The organism is Pseudomonas putida (genome assembly GCF_028682395.1).
Lineage (GTDB): Bacteria > Pseudomonadota > Gammaproteobacteria > Pseudomonadales > Pseudomonadaceae > Aquipseudomonas > Aquipseudomonas putida_AB.
Genome location: NZ_JANHLC010000003.1, coordinates 73197 through 91341, shown reverse-complemented (window position 1 = coordinate 91341; position 18145 = coordinate 73197). Strand labels below are relative to the sequence as shown.

Here is an 18145-nt window from a genome sequence, read left to right as displayed (position 1 = left end):
AGATTATGCACATGAAGATCGTCAGCCTGGTGTCCATCGGCGCCCACCCGACCTCCGGCCGCGCGCGGCGCGCCGAGCAGGATGCGCGGGCGGTGGAACTGGGCCTGCAACTGGCAGGCCATGACTTGCAGGTGCTGCATGCCGGCGCGAGTAGCGAGCCGGCCCTGCGGGCCTACCTGGGCATGGGCCTGGAGCAGTTGCATGTGTTGGAGCAGCCCGCCGGCAGCGATGCCTTACCGGTGCTGGGCGACTATCTGCGCGATACCGACACCCAGATGGTGCTCGCCGGCAGCCAGGCAGAAACCGGCGAAGGCTCGGGCATGCTGCCATTTTTGCTGGCCGAGCGACTGGGGTGGCCGCTGGTGGTAGGGCTGGCCGCGGTCGAGAACATTGAGGCCGGGGTTGCCCAGGTATTGCAGGCATTGCCCCGTGGGCAGCGGCGGCGCCTGAAAGTGCGCCTGCCGTTTGTCGCCACTGTGGATAACGCTGCGCCCAAGCCCCGGCAAAGTGCCTTTGGCCCGGCGCGACGCGGTGTTTTGCAGGCGCGACAGGTGGAGATTGTCGAAGATGAGTTATTCACAGGCTCGCCCCTACAACCGGCCAAGCCCCGGCCCAAGCGCTTGAAAGTGATCAAGGCCAAGAGTGGTGCGGACCGGATGAAAGCGGCCACGGCCAAGGCCAGCGGTGGCAGCGGCCAAGTGCTCAAGGGCCTGAGTGCCGAGGCGGGTGCCGAGGCCATTCTCAAGTTGCTGATCGAAGAGGGTGTGGTGCGGTAGCTCGCGATAAAGATGCGCTGAGTATCGGCCTCTACAGCACGGCATCAACGCTCACGCAACGCTTCGGCACGGGCGCGAATGATCGGCTTGAGCAGGTAGCTGAGAATGCTTTTCTTGCCGGTGATGATGTCCACCGAAGCCACCATCCCCGGGATGATCAGCAACGGCTGCTCATCTGTTCCGAGGTGACTGCGCTCAGTACGGAGCTTGATGAGGTAATAGGTGTTTTTATTATCGTCATCGGTGAGGGTGTCGGCACCGATGTGTTCCAGATGGGCGTTCAAACCGCCATAGACGGTATAGTCATAGGCGGTGAATTTGACGACTGCCTCCTGTCCCGGATGCAGGAAAGCGATGTCCTGGGGCCGAATCTTCGCCTCCACCAGTAAGGTGTCATCCAGGGGGACGATTTCCACCAGATCGCTGCCCGGCTGGATCACGCCGCCAATGGTGTTGACCAGGAGTTGCTTGACGATGCCCCGCACGGGTGAGGTCACCAGGGTCCGGCTGACCCGGTCCTCCATGGCTTTGCCGGTAGCCTGGGCCTTGTTCAGTTCGGTCCGGGCTTCATTGAGCTTTGCCAGCGTTTCGCTGCGGTACTTGCCCCGGGTTTCGTCGATCTTGCGCTGCACTTCCTTGATCGCCGATTCGGCTCGGGGAATTGCCAGGGTCATCGCGTCCAACTGGCCGCGGGTTTCGACTTCTGCGCGTTTGAGGCGTAGCATTTCCACTCGGGAGATGGCGCCAGCGCTCACCAGCGGCGCGGACAGGGTCATTTCCTCGTGCTGCAAACGCAGGCTTTGGCGGTACTGCGTCTGCTTGGAGATAAACTCGAGCAACTCTTGCTGACGCTGAATCAGTTGCTCGTGCAAACCACCGATTTCATCCTGCGATTGCTGCTGGCGGCTGTCATACAGCGACTGTTCGTTCTGCGCCTGATTCGGTGCGGCGCTGCGGACTTCTTCGGGGATATTCAGCGGGCGCCCTTCGATTTCGGCGCTGAGTCGTTCGACCCGCAGCAGCAGCGATAAACGATCGGCCTCGGTCTCGTCGACAGTGGAGACAAAGCGCGTATCGTCCAGGCGCAGCAACGGCGCTCCGGCGTCGACGATCTGCCCTTCATGGACGAACAGTTCGGCGACGATACCGCCTTCCAGATTCTGGATTCTTTGCAGTTTCGATGAAGGAATCGCCTTGCCATCGCCACGGGTGACCTCGTCAATCAGGGCGTAATGGGACCATGCCAACATAAACCCCAGGAAAGCACTGATCGCCCAGATGGTCAGGCGCACCACGCGCGGGGCGTCTTCGACCAGAGCCTTGCTGACTTCCGGCAGCGGCTGGTCGTTCAGCGCTGCGCGGCCCTTGAAAGAGCGGCTGATCACATGGCTGCCCCTTCTGCCTGGCTACGCTTGAGCTGCGCCAGAACCTCGGCCTTGGGCCCGTCGGCCACAATCCGGCCGTGGTCGACGACCACCAGCCTGTCGACCAGCGACAACAGCGATAGGCGATGAGTGACCAGGAGCAGCGTCTTGTTTTCCACCACGGCTTGCAGACGTTGTTTCAGGCGCTCTTCGCCGGCATTGTCCATGGCGCTGGTCGGCTCATCCAGCAGCAGGATGGGTGGGTCGAGCAGCAGGGCGCGGGCCAGGGCGACGTTCTGGCGTTGACCGCCGGAAAGGCTTTGACCCCGCTCGCCGACTTGCAAGTCGTAGCCCTGGGGGTGCTGGCGGGCGAACTCATGGACCCCTGCCAACTGCGCTGCCTGCAACACTCGTTCGTCCTCGACGTAACGTGCCCCGCTGACCAGATTGTCGCGCAGGGTGCCGGCCAGCAACTGGATGTCCTGGGGAACATAGCCAATGTTGTGGCGCAGCTCGCTGATGTCGTACTGGCGTATATCCACGCCATCGACCAGCAGTGCGCCGCAGTCAGGCGGATAAAGCCCGACCAATAGTCTGGCCAGGGAGCTTTTACCCGAGCCACTGCGGCCAATGATGCCGACGCGTTCCCCGGGGGCGAGCTGCAGATCCAGATCCTTCAGAGCCGGATTCTGCTGGCCGGGGTAGGTAAAGCTTGTTTGCCGATACTCGATGGCCCCTTGCAATGTGCGTCGGCTCAGTGGCCTCTCTTGGTCGCTACGCTCCTGGGGCAAGGCCATTATTTGATCCACCGAGGTCATGGTGACCCGCGCCTGCTGGTAGCGCCCCAGCAGCCCGGACAGCGCCGCCAGCGGCCCCAGCGCACGACCGCTGAGCATGTAACAGGCGATCAGCCCGCCCATGCTCAGGCTGCCGTCAATGATTTGATAAACGCCGAACACGATCATGACCACCCCAGCCAACTGTTGAATCAGTTGGGTCATGTTCATTGACAGGGAGGCGAGCATTTTAATGCGCAGTTCCAGACGGCTGAGGGTGCCGATGGTTTGTTCCCACTGGTATTGCCGCTCGCCCTCGGCGTTATTGACCTTGACCGCTTCAAGCCCGGCGAGGGATTCGATCAGGCTCGACTGGCGTTCGGCGGCCAGGGCCGTGGTACGTTCCATGGTCGCCATCAGCGGTTTCTGCAGGGCATAGCCAATCAACAGGGCCAAAGGAAAGGCCAGCGCTGGAATCCATGCCAGCGGGCCACCGAGCAGGGCAATGACCAACAGGATCAACACGGTGAATGGCAGGTCGATCAAGGCGGTCAAGGTCAGTGAGGCGAGGAAGTCGCGTAGGCTCTGGAACTCGTGGAGGCTTTGGGCAAAGCTGCCGATTCGCGCCGGGCGGCACTTCATGCTCATGCCCAGTACCCGTTCCAGCAGCGTGGCGCTGATGATCAGGTCGGTCTTTTTTCCTGCCAGGTCCAGACACAGGCTGCGCAGGCTCTTGAGTATCAGGTCAAAGATATAGGCTGCGACAATGCCCACCGTCAGGACCCACAGGGTCGCTGTGGCCTGGTTCGGCACTACGCGGTCGTAGACGTTCATCACGAATAATGGCGCGGCCATGGCGATGAGATTGATCAGCAGGCTCGCGACGACGGCATCGCTGTAGAGCCAACGCGAGCGCATCAGGGTGTCACGAAACCAGGTCTGGGTACGCGCAATCAAGGCCCCTTGATGAAGGTCGAACCGATGCCTGGGTTGGGCGAAAAAAACTCGGCCCGAATAATCGTCCGTCAACAGGGCTCTGCTGACCTGCACCTCGCCGCCATCACTTTCGTTGAGCAGCAGGTGGGCCTGGTCGTCGTCGCTCCAGCCCAGCAATACGGCGGTGCGCCCGTCCTTGAGCAGCAATAGCGCCGGCAGGGCCAGGGGCGGAATTTGCTCCAGCGTGCGTTGCAACAATCGCCCCTGAAGCCCTGCCCGGGCTGCGGCGCGGGCTAGCAAGTCAGGGCTCAGGCGCTGGGCGGGCAACGGAAGGCCGGTGGTCAGGAGCACCGCGCTGGCGGGCTTGTGATGAAGGGCGCAGAGCGTCAGCAGACCCTCAAGCAAAGGGTCGTCGTGGCGATCCCGGCCAAAGGGCGGTAAGGGTTCGGTCACGTTCAGCCCATGCCTGGCAGACGGATCCGAAACGGCGCCTCGTCATGACTGACGGCCGTCTCCATGGGCGCAACGACGCCCTGGCTCTTGAGCAGGTTGCCGAGGGTGGCCTGGATTCGATAATGGGCAAAGAGTTGGAGGGTACTGATCTCGGTCAGCCGACGCGAGGCGGAGAACAGTTCGTTCTCACTGTCGAGCAAGTCGAGCAGGGTGCGTTCACCAATACCGAATTGCTGCTGGTAAGCATTGCGCACTCGGCGGCTGTGCTCGACATATTGCCGGGCAATGGGCAGTTGGGCATTGGCGTTGTCCAGGGCGTTCCAGGCCAGTCCGAGTTCTTCGTTCAGTACCCGCAGGGTGTTGTTGCGTATATCCAGAGCCTGGCCGGACAACTGTGCCTTGGAGGCCAGCTCGGCCTTGTTACTGCCACCGGCGAACAGATTCATGCGCATGCGTAGCATGGCTTGCCACTGGTTGTTGTGGCCACTCTGGCCACCCAGATTATTGTCGGCGGTATGGCTCAGCTCGGCATCGAAACGCGGGTAGAAGTTCGCTTTGGCAGCGGTGTATTGCTGTTCGGCGGCGGCGATATCGGCCTGAGCCGCACGCAGGATCGGGCTGTGCTCCAGCATCCGTGCCTGGGCTTCGCCGAGGTTGGCCGGCAGTATGCCGGGGCTTGGTCGTTCGAGCAGGTCCGGCAACTGGCCGACGGCGCTGAGGTAGTTGGTGCGTGCGTCAGCGAGGTTGGTCTGTTCGGTGATCAGGTTGTTGCGTGCCTGGGCCAGGCGTGCCTCGGCCTGATCCAGGTCGGCCAGGCGTCCGACGCCCTGGGTCGTACGTAACTTGATCTGGGCCAAAATACGTTGGTGGCTCTTCAGGTTGCTTTCGGCCAATTGCACCATGTTGCGGCGGGCCAGCACCTCGAGGTAAACCTGGGCAACCGTCAATGCCGTGCGCTCGGCGGTACCCAGCAGTGAGTAGGCCTGGGCATTGACATTCGCTTGCTGGCGCCCGACCTCGCTGGACGTGGCAAAGCCATCGAATACCATCTGCTGCAAGCGCAGGCTCGATTCGCCCCGATCAAGGATCTCCCAATGATGGGGGGCATTGGCGGCACGTGAAGTGGCATTGTCGGTGCCTTCACGACCGTAGCCGGCCGACAGATCCAGACGCGGCAGGTAGGCGCCCTGGGCCGCACGCAGCTGTTGGTCCGCGGACTGGCGGCCCTTGATGCCGGCCTGAATTTGCGGATGAACGTCCAGGGCTTCCTGCATGGCGTCGGCCAGTGTTTGAGCCTGGGTACAACTGGCAGCCAGAACCCAGGGAAGCGCTTTGAATAAACTGTTGAACGCCATAAAGCCTCTAGATAAACACTTATATTCAAACCACCCCGCACGTAAAGAAGCCGTCTGGAAATACAAGGCTGTTCAGTGGGCCTTCAATACAGGTTTGAAACGCTCATGGTGCCGGTCACGACACTGACATCAGGCGATTTTTAAAAGTATTTATGGGCTGCTGCGGGGTGATGTATTTTTCTTGAGGGTGAAAGGATGATTCCTACAAGAAGTTGCTTGGGAGGCTACGTATAAAGCGCTTGGAAGCCTATGAGACTTGTCTGCTAAATGTTTTGAAAAGTAGTGTGGAAGTTGTCAGGGCTCGCTAGGCATTGATCCGTTGGAAGGCTCAAAGATGATTTGAAAAGTGCTAAAAAAGAATAGTGTTTTTGATAGTTGTTTTTCGGTAGTTGTAAACACTGGCGATCCATAAACATAACGCATGGCCGCGAACCGTTTAGCCAAACTTGTGGAGCCTCCAGTGAGCACAACTGTAGCGACTGTTAAATTTGTTTCTGGTCAGGTTATTGCCTTGTCTCCAGAAGGTGAAGGTCGCCTTGTAGTCGCAGGGGACCAAGTATTTATCAGCGATCAACTTCAGACCGGCCCGCAGAGTTCGGTCACGCTGGAGCTGGAGGGAGGGCGAAGCCTGTCCCTGGGGGCCGATACACAGTGGAGCGGTTACGAGGAGGCTCATACCCGTACCCGCGCGGCCAGGCCCGACGGTGAAGAGGCCAGCGAGGTGCGCGCGATAGCCAGCAGCGGTGTTGCGTCCAATCTGGCCGACGAGCCCCACCCCGACATGTTTTTGGATGATGACGAAGATAAGCCAGCCGGCGGTCATCATTTTGTACAACTGGTTGAGACGGCCGGCCGTGCCGATCTTTCAGGACTTGGCTTCTCTACTTCGGCCCAGGGTGCCAGTGGCCTGGAAGGCGATCTGACACGAGATGTGAGCGGTCCCCCACCGCTGGTTTTGACCCTGGCCGCGACCCCGAGCATTACCGAGATGGGCGGGATGTTGATGTACACCGCTTACTCGGCCCCGGCGCCTACGAGCGATTTGCTCGTGTATCTTTCCAATGGCGCGATGATCACCATCGCTGCCGGGCAAACCTACGGTATGGTCGAGGTCCCCCTCGCGGCGAACAACTCGGTCTTCCTCCACTCGTCACCGCCGATCTCGGTCAGCATCATTGGTGCCAGCGGCAACGCAGGGGCTGCCGGGCCGGCGTTGCAGATCAGTCCGCAGCCGGCTGTCACTGAGGTGACCGATGTACCGGACATCGTCACGGCGACCCTGAGCGCGGATGCGAAGATCAGTGAGGGCGGGACGATCACTTATACCGTCACGCTGCCGTACCTGCCGCAAACGTCGGTCAAGGTCAGCCTGTCCAATGGCGAGACCCTCACCATCCCGGCCGGCCAGGACTCAGCCAGCGTCACTGTCACGACGCCTGCCGATGATGTGTATATCAGCGCAGGCACTATCCAGGTTCATATCACGGATATCAGCGGCGGGAACTTTGAAAATCTGCAAGGCGACCCGACGACCGCGGACACCCAGGTCGAAGATACGATCGACATCACCACCCTAACCCTGGCCGGGGATTCTCGGATCATCGAAGGCGACCAGATCACCTTCACGGCCACCCTTGACCATGCCGCACAAACTCCTGTGGATATCACGCTCTCCAATGGGCAGAAAATCACTATCGCTTCCGGCAGCACCCAGGGCAGTGTGAGCTTCGAATTCAAAGACGATCCTTACAACAACAGCGACATCACCACGACCATTACCGCTGTCAGCGGCGGTAACTTCGAGCAACTGGACATCAGCCCCATCGGGGTCATCACCCAGATCATCACCGTCGTCAACACCACCCGCCTGAGCCTGAGCGCCGACGCACACGTCCTGGAAGGCGACCAGATCACCTACACCGCCACCCTGGATAACGCGGCGCAAACCGCGCTCACGATCAAGCTATCCAACGGCAAGGAGATCATCATTGCTGCGGGGCAGACGACTGGCCAGGTCACGTTCGATGCCCCGAACGATGTGTATATCAACGCCAATACGAGCACTGTCAGTGCGAGTATCACCTCGGCGAGCGGCGGCAACTTTGAAGATTTGCAGATCGACACTAGCGTTTGTGTGACGCAAATCGACGACTCCATCGACACCACGCTCGTCAAGCTGACGGCCGATGCCCAGGTCACCGAAGGTGGCCAGATTACCTACACCGCCACCCTGGCCCATGCCGCACAGACTGAAGTACTCATCCAGCTGGACAATGGCCATCAGATCACGATTGCCGCGGGCGCCATGAGCGGTAGCATCCTGGTTGACTCGCCGCCCAATGATGTCTACATCAACAGCGATATCACCGCGAGTATCATCGGTGCCACCGGCGGCAATTTCGAGAATCTGGCGTTCGATCCCACGATGGTCACCACCCTCGTCGAAGCGCTCGTCGATATCACCACCGTCAAGCTGACGGCCGATGCCCGGGTTACCGAAGGTGGCCAGATTACTTACATTGCTACCCTGGACCATGCCGCTCAGACCGAAGTGCTCATCCAGTTGGACAATGGCCACCAGATATCTATCGCAGCGGGGGCTGTGAGTGGCAGCATCCAGGTTGACTCGCCGCCCAACGATGTTTACATCAACAGCGATATCACCGCGAGTATCATCGGCGCCACCGGCGGCAACTTTGAGAAACTGGCGTTCGATCCTTCGACTGTCAGTACCCTCGTCGATGCGCTCGTCGATATCACCACCGTCAAGCTGACGGCCGATGCCCAGGTTGCCGAAGGCGGCCAGATCACTTACACCGCCACCCTGGACCATAAGGCCCAGACAGCGGTCACGGTCAAACTGTCCAATGGCAAGGAGATCGTCATTGTCGCAGGCGCCACAAGCGGTAGCGTTACGGTTGACTCGCCCCCTAATGATGTCTACGTGAACCAGGACGTCAGCGCCAGTATCACCCTTGCCAGCGGTGGCAACTTCGAGCAGTTGGAGATTGACAGCAGCGCTGCCATTACCACGATCAAGGAAGCTACCGACACCACCACCGTCAAGCTGACGGCCGATGCTCAGGTCACCGAAGGTGGCCAGATTACTTACACCGCCACCTTGGACCATGCCGCACAGACCGAAGTGATAATCCAACTGGACAATGGCAAGCAGATCACTATCGCCGCGGGCGCCATGAGCGGCAGCGTAACCTTCGACACCCACAACGATGTCTATGTGAACAGCGGTGTTACGGCCGCCGTCACAGCCCAGATCAGCAGTGCCAGCGGTGGCAACTTCGAGCACCTGCAAACCGACACCTCGACGGTCACCACCGTCATTCTCGACTCAAGTGACACCACGACCCTGAGCCTCACCGGCGACATCACGGTGAGCGAGGGCGACACGGCCCACTACACCCTTTCGCTGGATCATGTGGCCCAGACCAATGTCGTCATTACCCTGCGTTACAGCGGTACCGCCCTGGACGGGAGGGACTTCACCGGTGTTACCTCTGTGACGATCCCGGCGGGCAGTAAGAGCGTTGATTTCGAGATCAAGACCCTTGCCGACACGATCACCGAGAACACCGAAAGCATCACAATCACTGTGGACAAGGCGGTTGGCGGCAACTTTGAACACCTCGCGATTGGCACGCCCGTCACCACCGAGATTCTTGACCGCACAGCACTCACCGCCGCCGGTGGCCAGTTGGTCGGCAAGGAAGACACGCCGATCATCCTGAAGTGGGGTGACTTCAATGTCAGCCCGATCGATATCGCGGTCTTGAATCAGGGCATCAAAATTACCGCTTTGCCGGCTGACGGCAAGTTGCAGTTGCAGGTCAATGCCGTCCTGGTCGATGTCACCCTGGGCCAGACCATCAGCAAGGCGGATATCGAGGCAGGCAGGCTGTTGTTCACCCCGGCAGCCAACGCCAGCGGCAACGACGCCCATGGTGGCAAGGGGGTCGGCAACCAGCAGGCCGATTACGCTCATATCAGGTTCGAACCCGTAGGCGGCCTCAACCCCGGCAAGGAAGCGACCTTGGTCATCGATATTGACCCGGTCGCCGATAGGCCCACGCTGAGCATCGCCCCGGGCGCCAATGAAGGTGTGGAAAACCAAAGCCTCAAGCTCAGTGCCATCCATACTGGGCTGACCGATATCGATGGCTCGGAGACCCTTGGCGTTACCATCGGCGGCCTACCGCCTGGCTCGATCCTTAGTGACGGCATCGGCCACACCGTCACTGCGGGCTCGACGCAAGTGGACGTCAGTGGATGGGACCTGAGCAGCCTGACCCTGACTCCCCCTCCAGACTTCGTGGGTAAGATCGAGCTGGTTGTGACCTCGACGGCCACTGAAACAGTCGGCGGTGACAAGGCCACGATCACCGAGCAACTCCCGGTCACCATCCTGCCTGGCATTTACACTCCGATCACTGGAGCCGCCGGCAATGAAACCATCAAGGGGACGAGCGACAGCAACATCATTGTCGCTGACGTCGAAGGTCAGGTTGTCATCCCTGCGACGAACCACAACATTGCGTTTCTGGTCGAAAACTCGATAAAGACCGATGCGGATCGATCCCTGGCTGAAATCAAACAGTCTCTGGAAAACGCCTTCAAGGAGCTGATCAGCGGCGCGACCTCGATCAACGGCCAACCGGTCGGCAGGGTCAAAGTGTTCCTGCTCAATTTCTCCAGGCAAGCAGAGGGCTCGGTTTCGGTGGACCTTTCCGAGCCGGATGCGCTGGCCAGGCTTATGGCAATGGTCGATCAGATGCACACCAATGGCCACGCGAGAAACTACCATGACGCCTATTTAACGGCGGCTGAGTGGTTTGAAAACGGCGATGCCAAGAACAATCCCAACGCGATCAATCACACCTTTGTCATCGGCAGTTCCGACGCCACGGCTTTCGGTCGGCCACCGAATGTCCAGGTCCCTATAGAGCAGGGAAGTGAAAACTCCGGGAGCGAAATGGCTGCGATGCAGGGGGTGTATACCCTGAACGATCTTGGTAGTCAGGTCGTGGGTATTGGCTCGGAAGCAGGAATGATGTGGGTAACCAACGGCAAGGGCCAACCGAACATCGATACCAGTGACCTTGTCGACACTATCAAGGGGCATATCCAGGTCATCAAGCCTGGTGACGATAGGGTCGACGGTGAGGCGGGCAACAACATCATTTTTGGTGATCTGGTGAGTTTCCCCGGTATCTCCGGGGAGGGCTATGACGCCCTAAAGGCCTATGTCGCCCAAAAAACCGCTAAGGCGGCCGATAAGGTCAGTGCCAGGGATGTGCACAAGTACATCAGTGAGCATTACAAGGACTTCGATGTGTCCCGGTTGGAGGATGGCAACGATCATCTCGTGGGAGGTGTGGGCAACGACATCATCTTTGGCCAGGGAGGCAATGACACTCTCGACGGCGGTAAAGGAAACGATATTCTTTTGGGGGGCGACGGCGACGACATCCTGATAGGGGGGGCCGGTGACGATATTTTGATTGGCGGTGCCGGTGCCGACACTTTTGTCTGGAACAAAAACGATTTTGGTCATGATGTGATCAAGGATTTCAACCTGGGTGAAGGTGACAAGATTGACCTGAGATCCCTGTTAGGCAGCAGCATGGCTTGGAACAGCAACCGCGACGATTTCCTGCAAGTCACGATGGCCGATAACGTATCGACCCTGCAAATCAGCACAACCGGACAGCTTCAGATGGGGCTCGACAAGGCTGATGTGACCATCACACTTGAAGGGGGCAACTGGTCTGGCACCAGCCTGCAATCGTTGATCGACAGTGGCAATCTAATGATTCCTTACGGCTGATGCTTTTGCTGGCTGCTGTCACGAGCCAACCAGCGGGGGCACGCAGGACGTTGGTTTACTCACAGTCCCTGTGTCCAGGCATGTGGATAAGTTGTTGGCTTATCGCTACAAGCCATAGCCAATAGGTCCTGTAGCCGCTCGTACAAAAAATAATCAATCCAACCTGCGGTTTTTAAAGCCTTTTCCATGGGGATAAGGCTTCTGCCAGCGTGCAAGTTGCCCACATAGTCTGTTGGCGCTTCTGTGGATAAGATGTTCGCTATACGCGGTAGCCCTTATAAAACAAGGCTTATAGCGATCTGTTCAAAAAACACTCAAAATCCACCGTTGTCCTCCCTGAGCCTGCTTATTGCGCGGTTTTCAGCGGTTTTCCACAAGGCGCTCGAAGTTGCCCCCAAAGTCTGTTGGCGTATCTGTGGATAAGGTGTTTGCCCCTGGCTACAACCCTTTAAGAACGGGACTTACAGAGCTTTGTTCAATATTTGATCAGGGGCACTGAAAAACCCGACTTTTGAATAAGTCACGGATTATCTTGGTTTTTTCATAGGGTAAGAGCGAGTGGCTGAGCGACTTGCCCACAATTGCTGTGGGCGGCTCTGTGGATAAGTTGTTCGCCAACCGCTGCAAGCCAGGCTGGGCCTGTACTTGCAGAGGGTTGATCGTTTTTTGTACAGGTTTGCTGTGGCGAACTTATCCGCTGACCGGCACGCCTTTGAGATAAGGCGCTGGCTCGGCCCCGAGGTTGTGCAGCAGACGCTCGCTGTACCAGTCGACGAAGTTGACCACGCCAAACTCGTAGGTTTTCGAATACGGGCCGGGTTGATACGCCGTGGAGTTGATCCCGCGCTGGTTCTCTTCGGCCAGGCGCCGGTCCTGGTCATTGGTCGCATCCCAGACCTGCCGCATCCGCGCCACGTCGTAGTCCTCGCCTTCGACCGCATCCTTGTGCACCAGCCATTTGGTGGTGACCATGGTTTCCTGGGCGCTGATCGGCCAGACGGTGAAGACGATAATGTGGTCGCCCATGCAGTGGTTCCACGAGTGGGGCAGGTGCAGGATACGCATCGAACCGAGGTCCGGGTTTTGGATCCGGCCCATCAATTTCTTGCAGCCCTGCTTGCCGTCCAGGGTCATCGACACGGTGCCCTTGAGCAGCGGCATGCGCACGATGCGGTTGCGCAGGCCGAAACTGGCGTGGGCATAGGGGATCTTCTCGGCTTCCCAGGCTGCGGCGGACGCGGCGACATGGTCCTTGAACGCCTGGTCGGCGCGTGGATCGGTGACGTCGTCCCATTCCAGCAGGGTTTTCAACAGCTCGGGGTGGGCGCCGCCGCAGTGATAGCACTCGCGGTTGTTCTCCAGCACCAGCTTCCAGTTGGCCTTTTCCATCAAGGTGGTCTGCACCGCCACCTTGGTGTTCTCCATGTCGTAGGGTTCCATGTAGTGGTTGAGCGTCGCGAGGAAGTCATCGATGGCCGGTGGATTCTGCGCCAGGCTGATAAAGATGTAGCCGCCGGCGGTCTTCACGTTCACCGGCTTGAGGCCGTACTGCTTCATATCGAAGTCGGCCCCCATTTCCGTGCCGGCGAACAGCAGGCGCCCGTCCAGTTCGTAAGTCCACTGGTGGTAATGGCAGACCAGCTTGGCGACCTTGCCCTTGTCGCTGGTGCACAGGCGCGACCCGCGATGGCGGCAGACGTTGTGGAAGGCATGCACCACGCCTTCGGCACCGCGAATCACGATGATCGGGTTCTTGCCGATCTGCAGGGTAAGGTAGTTGCCCTTGGCCGGAATTTCGCAGGTCATCCCGGCGATCAGCCATTCCTTGTGGAAAATCTCCTGCATATCAATCTCGAACAGACGCTCATCGTTGTAGAACGGCTGCGGCAGCGAGTAGGTGCGCTCACGCTCTTGCAGCATCTGTGCGGTGGCCTTGCGTGCGGGCTCCAGCGGATCGCCCAAGCTCAGGGTTGCGGTGACGTCCATCATTCAGGTCCTCATGGCCATTCGGTGTGGCCGGCGATTAATCAGGGGGGCGACGCAAGGCAAAAAAACAGTGTTCGTTGGTTGAGGCGAGTGTGCGGTTGGCGCACCGTGGAACCTTATCCATGGGCGACATGGTGCAATCTGTTCCCGACGCGCAACCCCCGGTGGCCAGGGGCTGGTCGCGATAAGTACGTCAATGTCGTGGATAGGTAAGTGGCGGTGCCGGCGCTTGCGCAGAATCGCCAGCATGAGGCCGACCGTCGGCCGTGGAGAACCGCATGTCGAACACTTTCCTGAACCCGGTAACGACCCAGACCTGGGCCAACGGTCGGCATATCGTGCGCTGCGTCAAGGTCATCCAGGAAACCTGGGACGTGCGCACCTTCTGCTTTATGGCCGACCAGCCGATCCTGTTCTTTTTCAAGCCGGGACAGTTCGTCACCCTGGAGCTGGAAATCGACGGCGAACCGATCATGCGTTCCTACACCATCTCCAGTTCACCGTCGGTGCCCTACAGTTTTTCCGTCACCATCAAGCGCGTACCGGGCGGGCGGGTCTCCAACTGGCTGCACGACACTCTGCATGAAGGCCAGGAACTGGCGGTGCATGGCCCGGTGGGGCTGTTCAATGCCATCGACTTTCCCAGCCCGAAGATGCTTTACCTGAGCGGCGGCGTCGGGATTACCCCGGTGATGTCCATGGCGCGCTGGTTCTACGACACCAATGGCAATGTGGATATGGTGTTTATCCACAGCGCGCGCTCGCCCAAGGACATCATTTATCACCGCGAGCTGGAGCACATGGCATCGCGGATCGACAATTTCAGCCTGCACCTGATCTGTGAAAAGCACGGGCTGGGCGAGCCCTGGGCCGGCTATCGCGGCTACCTGAACCACAAGATGCTCGAATTGATGGCCCCGGACTTCCTTGAGCGCGAAGTGTTCTGCTGCGGGCCGACGCCCTATATGAATGCGGTCAAGCGCCTACTGGAGGCAGCCGGGTTCGATATGAGCCGCTACCACGAGGAGTCGTTCGGGGCGACGCCACCCGAGGCCCGTGCCGATGCGGTGGAGCAGGCCGAGCAGGCCGCCGAAGCGCCGCAAGTCGATGCCGCGGATCTGCATCAGGTCGAATTTACGGCCGCCGGCAAGAGCATTCGCGTGGCACCGGGGGAAACGGTGCATGCAGCGGCTGCCAAGCTCGGGTTGATGATTCCCAAGGCCTGCGGCATGGGCATCTGCGGCACCTGCAAGGTGCTCAAGCTGGGCGGCGAAGTGGAGATGGAACACAACGGCGGGATTACCGACGACGATGTTGCCGAGGGCTATATCCTCTCGTGCTGCAGCGTACCCAAAGGCGACGTGCGGATCGAGTACTGACCAGGCCGGCCTACAGGTTGAAGCGGGCGACGGTCGTGTTCATCCCGTCGGCCAAGCCGGCCAGTTGATCACTGGCGTCACTGGCCAGTTGACCGGCCTGGGCCGACTGGCGGGACAGCTCGCGAATACTGAGCAGGTTGTGGTCGACCTCGCGGATGACCTGCTCCTGCTCCTGGGTGGCCGTGACAATCAGGACATTACGCTGATCAATTTCCAGCATGCGGGTGTGGATGGTTTCCAAAGCCTGGCCAGCATGGCGAGCGATGTCCAGGGTCGACTGGCTGCGGTCGGTATTCTTGCGCATGGAAGTGACGGCCTGATGGGTGCCGTTCTGGATACTGGCGACTATCCGCTCGATTTCTGTGGTCGATTGCCGGGTGCGTTCGGCCAGTGCGCGCACCTCATCGGCAACGACCGCAAAGCCGCGTCCGCTTTCTCCGGCCCGCGCGGCCTCGATAGCGGCGTTGAGGGCGAGCAGATTGGTCTGCTGGGCCAGCCCGCCAATGACATCGAGAACCTTGCCGATATCCCGTGACTCCTCGGAGAGCGTGCCGATCAGTGTCGCCGTGGCTTGTACCTCATCGTTCATTTGTTCGATGGCGATCACCGTCTCGCGAACGCGCTCGCGCCCCTCGATGGCGGACCCGGCCGCCTGTTGCGTTGCCTGGCGCGTGCTCCTGGTATTGTCCGCGACTTGCAAGGCCGCCTGGCTCATGGCGTTGAACGCCTGGATCGCGTGTTCGATTTCGCGGCTTTGCCGCTGCAGGCTCTCGGCGCCGCTGGCTGTCACCTGATTCAGCGCGCTGGCGGCGTTCGTGACCTCGTTGGCTGAGCCGCGTATCTGATGCAGGGCATTGCCCAGGTTCTCGCGCATCTTGGCCATGGCCTTGAGCAGGCGTCCGGCATTACCGGCTTCGCCATCCCCGCTGCGGGTGACCGGCCTGAGCAGATCACCGCTGGCGATGGCCTCGGCGGCATCGAGAGCTTCGACGACAGTCTGGGTCAAGCTTGTGACGAGGACCCGGGCGATCACCAGGCTCAAGCCGAGATTGACGATCAGCACCGTCAGCAGCCCATTGAAAGCTCTGGAAAACGGCCCGGTATCCGCTCCGGCCACCTCAGCGTGGCTAGCCAATTGGTTGACTAGCACCAAGGCTTGGATGCCTAGCAGAGTCATCAGGGCGGCGATCAGGAGAAAGCCGCCAAGCGCTCGCTGAGGCATATTCACTTTGCGTATGTTCATGGTGCGTCTCAGGGGGGGCGGGCGTAGAAAACCGGGTTCGCTCAGGTATCGGTCAACCGTTCGGGTGCTTGAGCGCAGGGACTGCCAAGCGCAGGGCAAAGTTGTTGGGCGATGTTGCGGAACCGCGTGGGCAAATCGCAGTCTGCTATGGCTCGCGAAGAGCCCGCAGCCAGGAATGCAAAGCCTTGCGCCGGTATAAACCTGGCTTCCCCGGTGACTTTTCTTTATCGTACGCGCCCTTTGAAAATGCCCGGAATATCAACATGCTGGAAACATCTCTTAATCAACTGGAGCAACTGGTCGGTGATCTGGTGCAACAGAACCAGGCGCTGCTGGAAACCAACACGCGCTTGTCCTGCGAGCTGGCTCAGGCCAAGGAAGAAAACGACAGCCTGCAATTGAACCTGATGGAGCAGGAAGAAAAGTACGGTGCGACCGCTACCCGCATCCAGGCGCTGGTTGAGCGCGTCAATGGCGGGCCGGTTAACGCATGAGAATCTCCAGTGACGGGGTAAAAGTCGTCTCGATTCTCGGTGAGGACTATTCGATCAAGGCTCCGGCCGGTGAAGAGCAGACCCTGCTCGAGGCGGCGCGGCTGCTTAATACCACCTTGGCCGAGACCAAAAAGAAGTACCCGAGCCTGATTGGCGACAAGCTTCTGGTGCTGGCGGCCTTGAACCTGTGTTCGCGGCAGGTCGAAATGCAAAACAGCCACAAGCAGGAACTCGACCGTTACCAAGAGCAAGTCAGCGCCACGGTCGACGCTATCTCCCGCACCATCGCGCAGCCCTGAGCCATCGCTCCCGCCTTCCTTTCCTTTGGGTAGGAGCGAGCCTGCTCGCGAAGCTTTTGCTGTGAATACACAATAAAAGAATAGATAAGGACAATTTGATTGATTGGTTGTATACAATCTTTCGACGATTGTCCTTTCCCACCTCTATTCTGACGAGGGGTATTCCATGCAGTTGTGGCGTCGCAGTATCGAATGGCAGTTGATTCTGAGCATGGGCAGCGCCCTGCTGGTCAGCATCCTGATCGTGATCGGGCTCTACAGCGTGGTGCTCGACCGCCTGACCGAGCGCTATCTGGTCGAGCGTGCGCTGCCGGCCACCATCGAGGCGATGCGCAACGATATCGAAAGAATCCTCGCGCAGCCGCTGACCGCGGCGAAGGTCATCGCCGGCAATGGGATGCTTGCCGAGTGGCTGGCCACGGGGGAAGACCCGGCGAAGGCCGATGCTTTCGTCGCGCTGCTGGAGGGCATGCGTGCCGAGCAGAACGCCTTTACCGCGCTGACGGTGGCCACGGCGACCAACCACTATTACACCGAGCGCGGCCTGGATCGAACCTTGAGTCGGGAGAATCCGGCTGACCGCTGGTTCTACCGGTTTATCGACAGCGGTGCGCCGCGCCTGCTGAATATCGATATTGATGGCAGTACGGGTGAGATTGCCCTGTTTGTTGACTGGCGCGTCGAACGGGCCGGCCAGTTGGTCGGGGTGGCGGGGCTGGGTTTGCGCCTGCGCGAGTTATCGGCATTGATTCACGACTTCAGCTTTGGCGAGCGCGGCAGGGTCTTTCTGGTGCGCGCCGATGGCCTGATCCAGGTACATCCCGAGGCCGAACACAGTGGCAAGCGTCAGTTGGCCGAACAGATTGGCGATACCGCTGCGCAAGCGGTCATGGGCCATCAGGGCCTGAGCCACAGCCGTTTCGAGCGTGATGGCGAAGAATATCTGGCCTTGAGCCTGCCGCTGCGCGACCTGGGCTGGACCCTGGTGGCCGAGGTGCCCCGCGCGCAGTTGTATGCCGAAGCCCACCAGGCCCGCTGGATCAGCGCACTGATCGGCCTGGGCGTGGCCTTGGTATGCCTGCTGCTAGTGGTCTGGCTGGCCCGCAGCCTGGTGCGGCCGATTCGGCAGGTCACCGCTGCGCTGGTGACCATTGGCAATGGCGCGGGTGACCTGACCCATCATCTCGATGATCGGCGGGCCGATGAGCTGGGTGATCTGGCGCGTGGCTTCAACCATTTTCT

The 18145-nt window shown here is 59.8% G+C and carries 10 protein-coding genes and 1 pseudogene; 6 read left to right on the top strand and 5 right to left on the bottom strand.

Annotated elements, in window-relative coordinates; all coding sequences use genetic code 11:
- Window positions 1-5 precede the first annotated feature (5 nt).
- On the top strand, window positions 6-776 hold the full coding sequence (locus NPS46_RS08640) for an electron transfer flavoprotein subunit beta (RefSeq protein WP_425312716.1): 771 nt from the start codon (window positions 6-8) through the stop codon (window positions 774-776).
- A gap of 44 nt (window positions 777-820) precedes the next feature.
- Here NPS46_RS08640 and NPS46_RS08635 read toward each other — a convergent pair whose 3' ends face one another.
- Genes NPS46_RS08635 through NPS46_RS08625 form a run of 3 tightly spaced genes read right to left on the bottom strand, consistent with a single transcriptional unit; the run spans window position 821 to window position 5660 of the window.
- Complete coding sequence (locus NPS46_RS08635; protein ID WP_274106182.1) at window positions 821-2161, bottom strand: HlyD family type I secretion periplasmic adaptor subunit; 1341 nt, start codon at window positions 2159-2161, stop codon at window positions 821-823.
- Window positions 2158-4305, bottom strand: a complete 2148-nt coding sequence (locus NPS46_RS08630; RefSeq protein WP_274106181.1) for a type I secretion system permease/ATPase — start codon at window positions 4303-4305, stop codon at window positions 2158-2160. Before NPS46_RS08630 ends, NPS46_RS08635 begins: the two co-directional genes overlap by 4 nt.
- A 2-nt stretch (window positions 4306-4307) precedes the next feature.
- The gene (locus tag NPS46_RS08625) at window positions 4308-5660 is read right to left on the bottom strand and encodes a TolC family outer membrane protein (RefSeq protein WP_274106179.1); all 1353 of its coding nucleotides are present in this window, start codon (window positions 5658-5660) and stop codon (window positions 4308-4310) included.
- 460 nt (window positions 5661-6120) lie between these two features.
- Here NPS46_RS08625 and NPS46_RS08620 point away from each other — a divergent pair, with 460 nt between their 5' ends.
- Window positions 6121-11502 carry an immunoglobulin-like domain-containing protein gene (locus NPS46_RS08620; RefSeq protein ID WP_274106177.1) on the top strand — a complete coding sequence of 1794 codons (5382 nt, stop codon included), beginning with the start codon at window positions 6121-6123 and terminating at the stop codon, window positions 11500-11502.
- A gap of 690 nt (window positions 11503-12192) precedes the next feature.
- On the opposite strand, the gene gbcA is transcribed toward NPS46_RS08620, so the two are convergent.
- Window positions 12193-13488, bottom strand: coding sequence for a glycine-betaine demethylase subunit GbcA (gbcA, locus tag NPS46_RS08615; RefSeq protein WP_274106175.1), 1296 nt, complete (start codon window positions 13486-13488; stop codon window positions 12193-12195).
- 278 nt (window positions 13489-13766) lie between these two features.
- Between gbcA and gbcB the strand changes: the two genes are divergently transcribed.
- Window positions 13767-14867 carry a glycine-betaine demethylase subunit GbcB gene (gene gbcB / locus NPS46_RS08610; protein WP_274106174.1) on the top strand — a complete coding sequence of 367 codons (1101 nt, stop codon included), beginning with the start codon at window positions 13767-13769 and terminating at the stop codon, window positions 14865-14867.
- Window positions 14868-14877: 10 nt separating this feature from the next.
- Here the strand turns inward: gbcB and NPS46_RS25310 are convergent, their stop codons facing one another.
- Window positions 14878-15582, bottom strand: a complete 705-nt coding sequence (locus NPS46_RS25310) for a methyl-accepting chemotaxis protein (RefSeq protein ID WP_425312724.1) — start codon at window positions 15580-15582, stop codon at window positions 14878-14880.
- A 791-nt stretch (window positions 15583-16373) separates the two neighbouring features.
- Here NPS46_RS25310 and NPS46_RS08600 point away from each other — a divergent pair.
- The 3 genes and pseudogenes from NPS46_RS08600 to NPS46_RS25305 form a co-directional block, all read left to right on the top strand.
- Window positions 16374-16604 carry a hypothetical protein gene (locus tag NPS46_RS08600; RefSeq protein ID WP_274106171.1) on the top strand — a complete coding sequence of 77 codons (231 nt, stop codon included), beginning with the start codon at window positions 16374-16376 and terminating at the stop codon, window positions 16602-16604.
- On the top strand, window positions 16601-16903 hold the full coding sequence (locus NPS46_RS08595) for a cell division protein ZapA (protein ID WP_274106169.1): 303 nt from the start codon (window positions 16601-16603) through the stop codon (window positions 16901-16903). The genes NPS46_RS08600 and NPS46_RS08595 overlap by 4 nt, the downstream gene beginning before the upstream one ends.
- Window positions 16904-17069: 166 nt before the next feature.
- Window positions 17070-18140: pseudogene (locus NPS46_RS25305) on the top strand (HAMP domain-containing protein); the annotation flags it as partial.
- Between the last annotated feature and the right edge of the window lie 5 nt (window positions 18141-18145).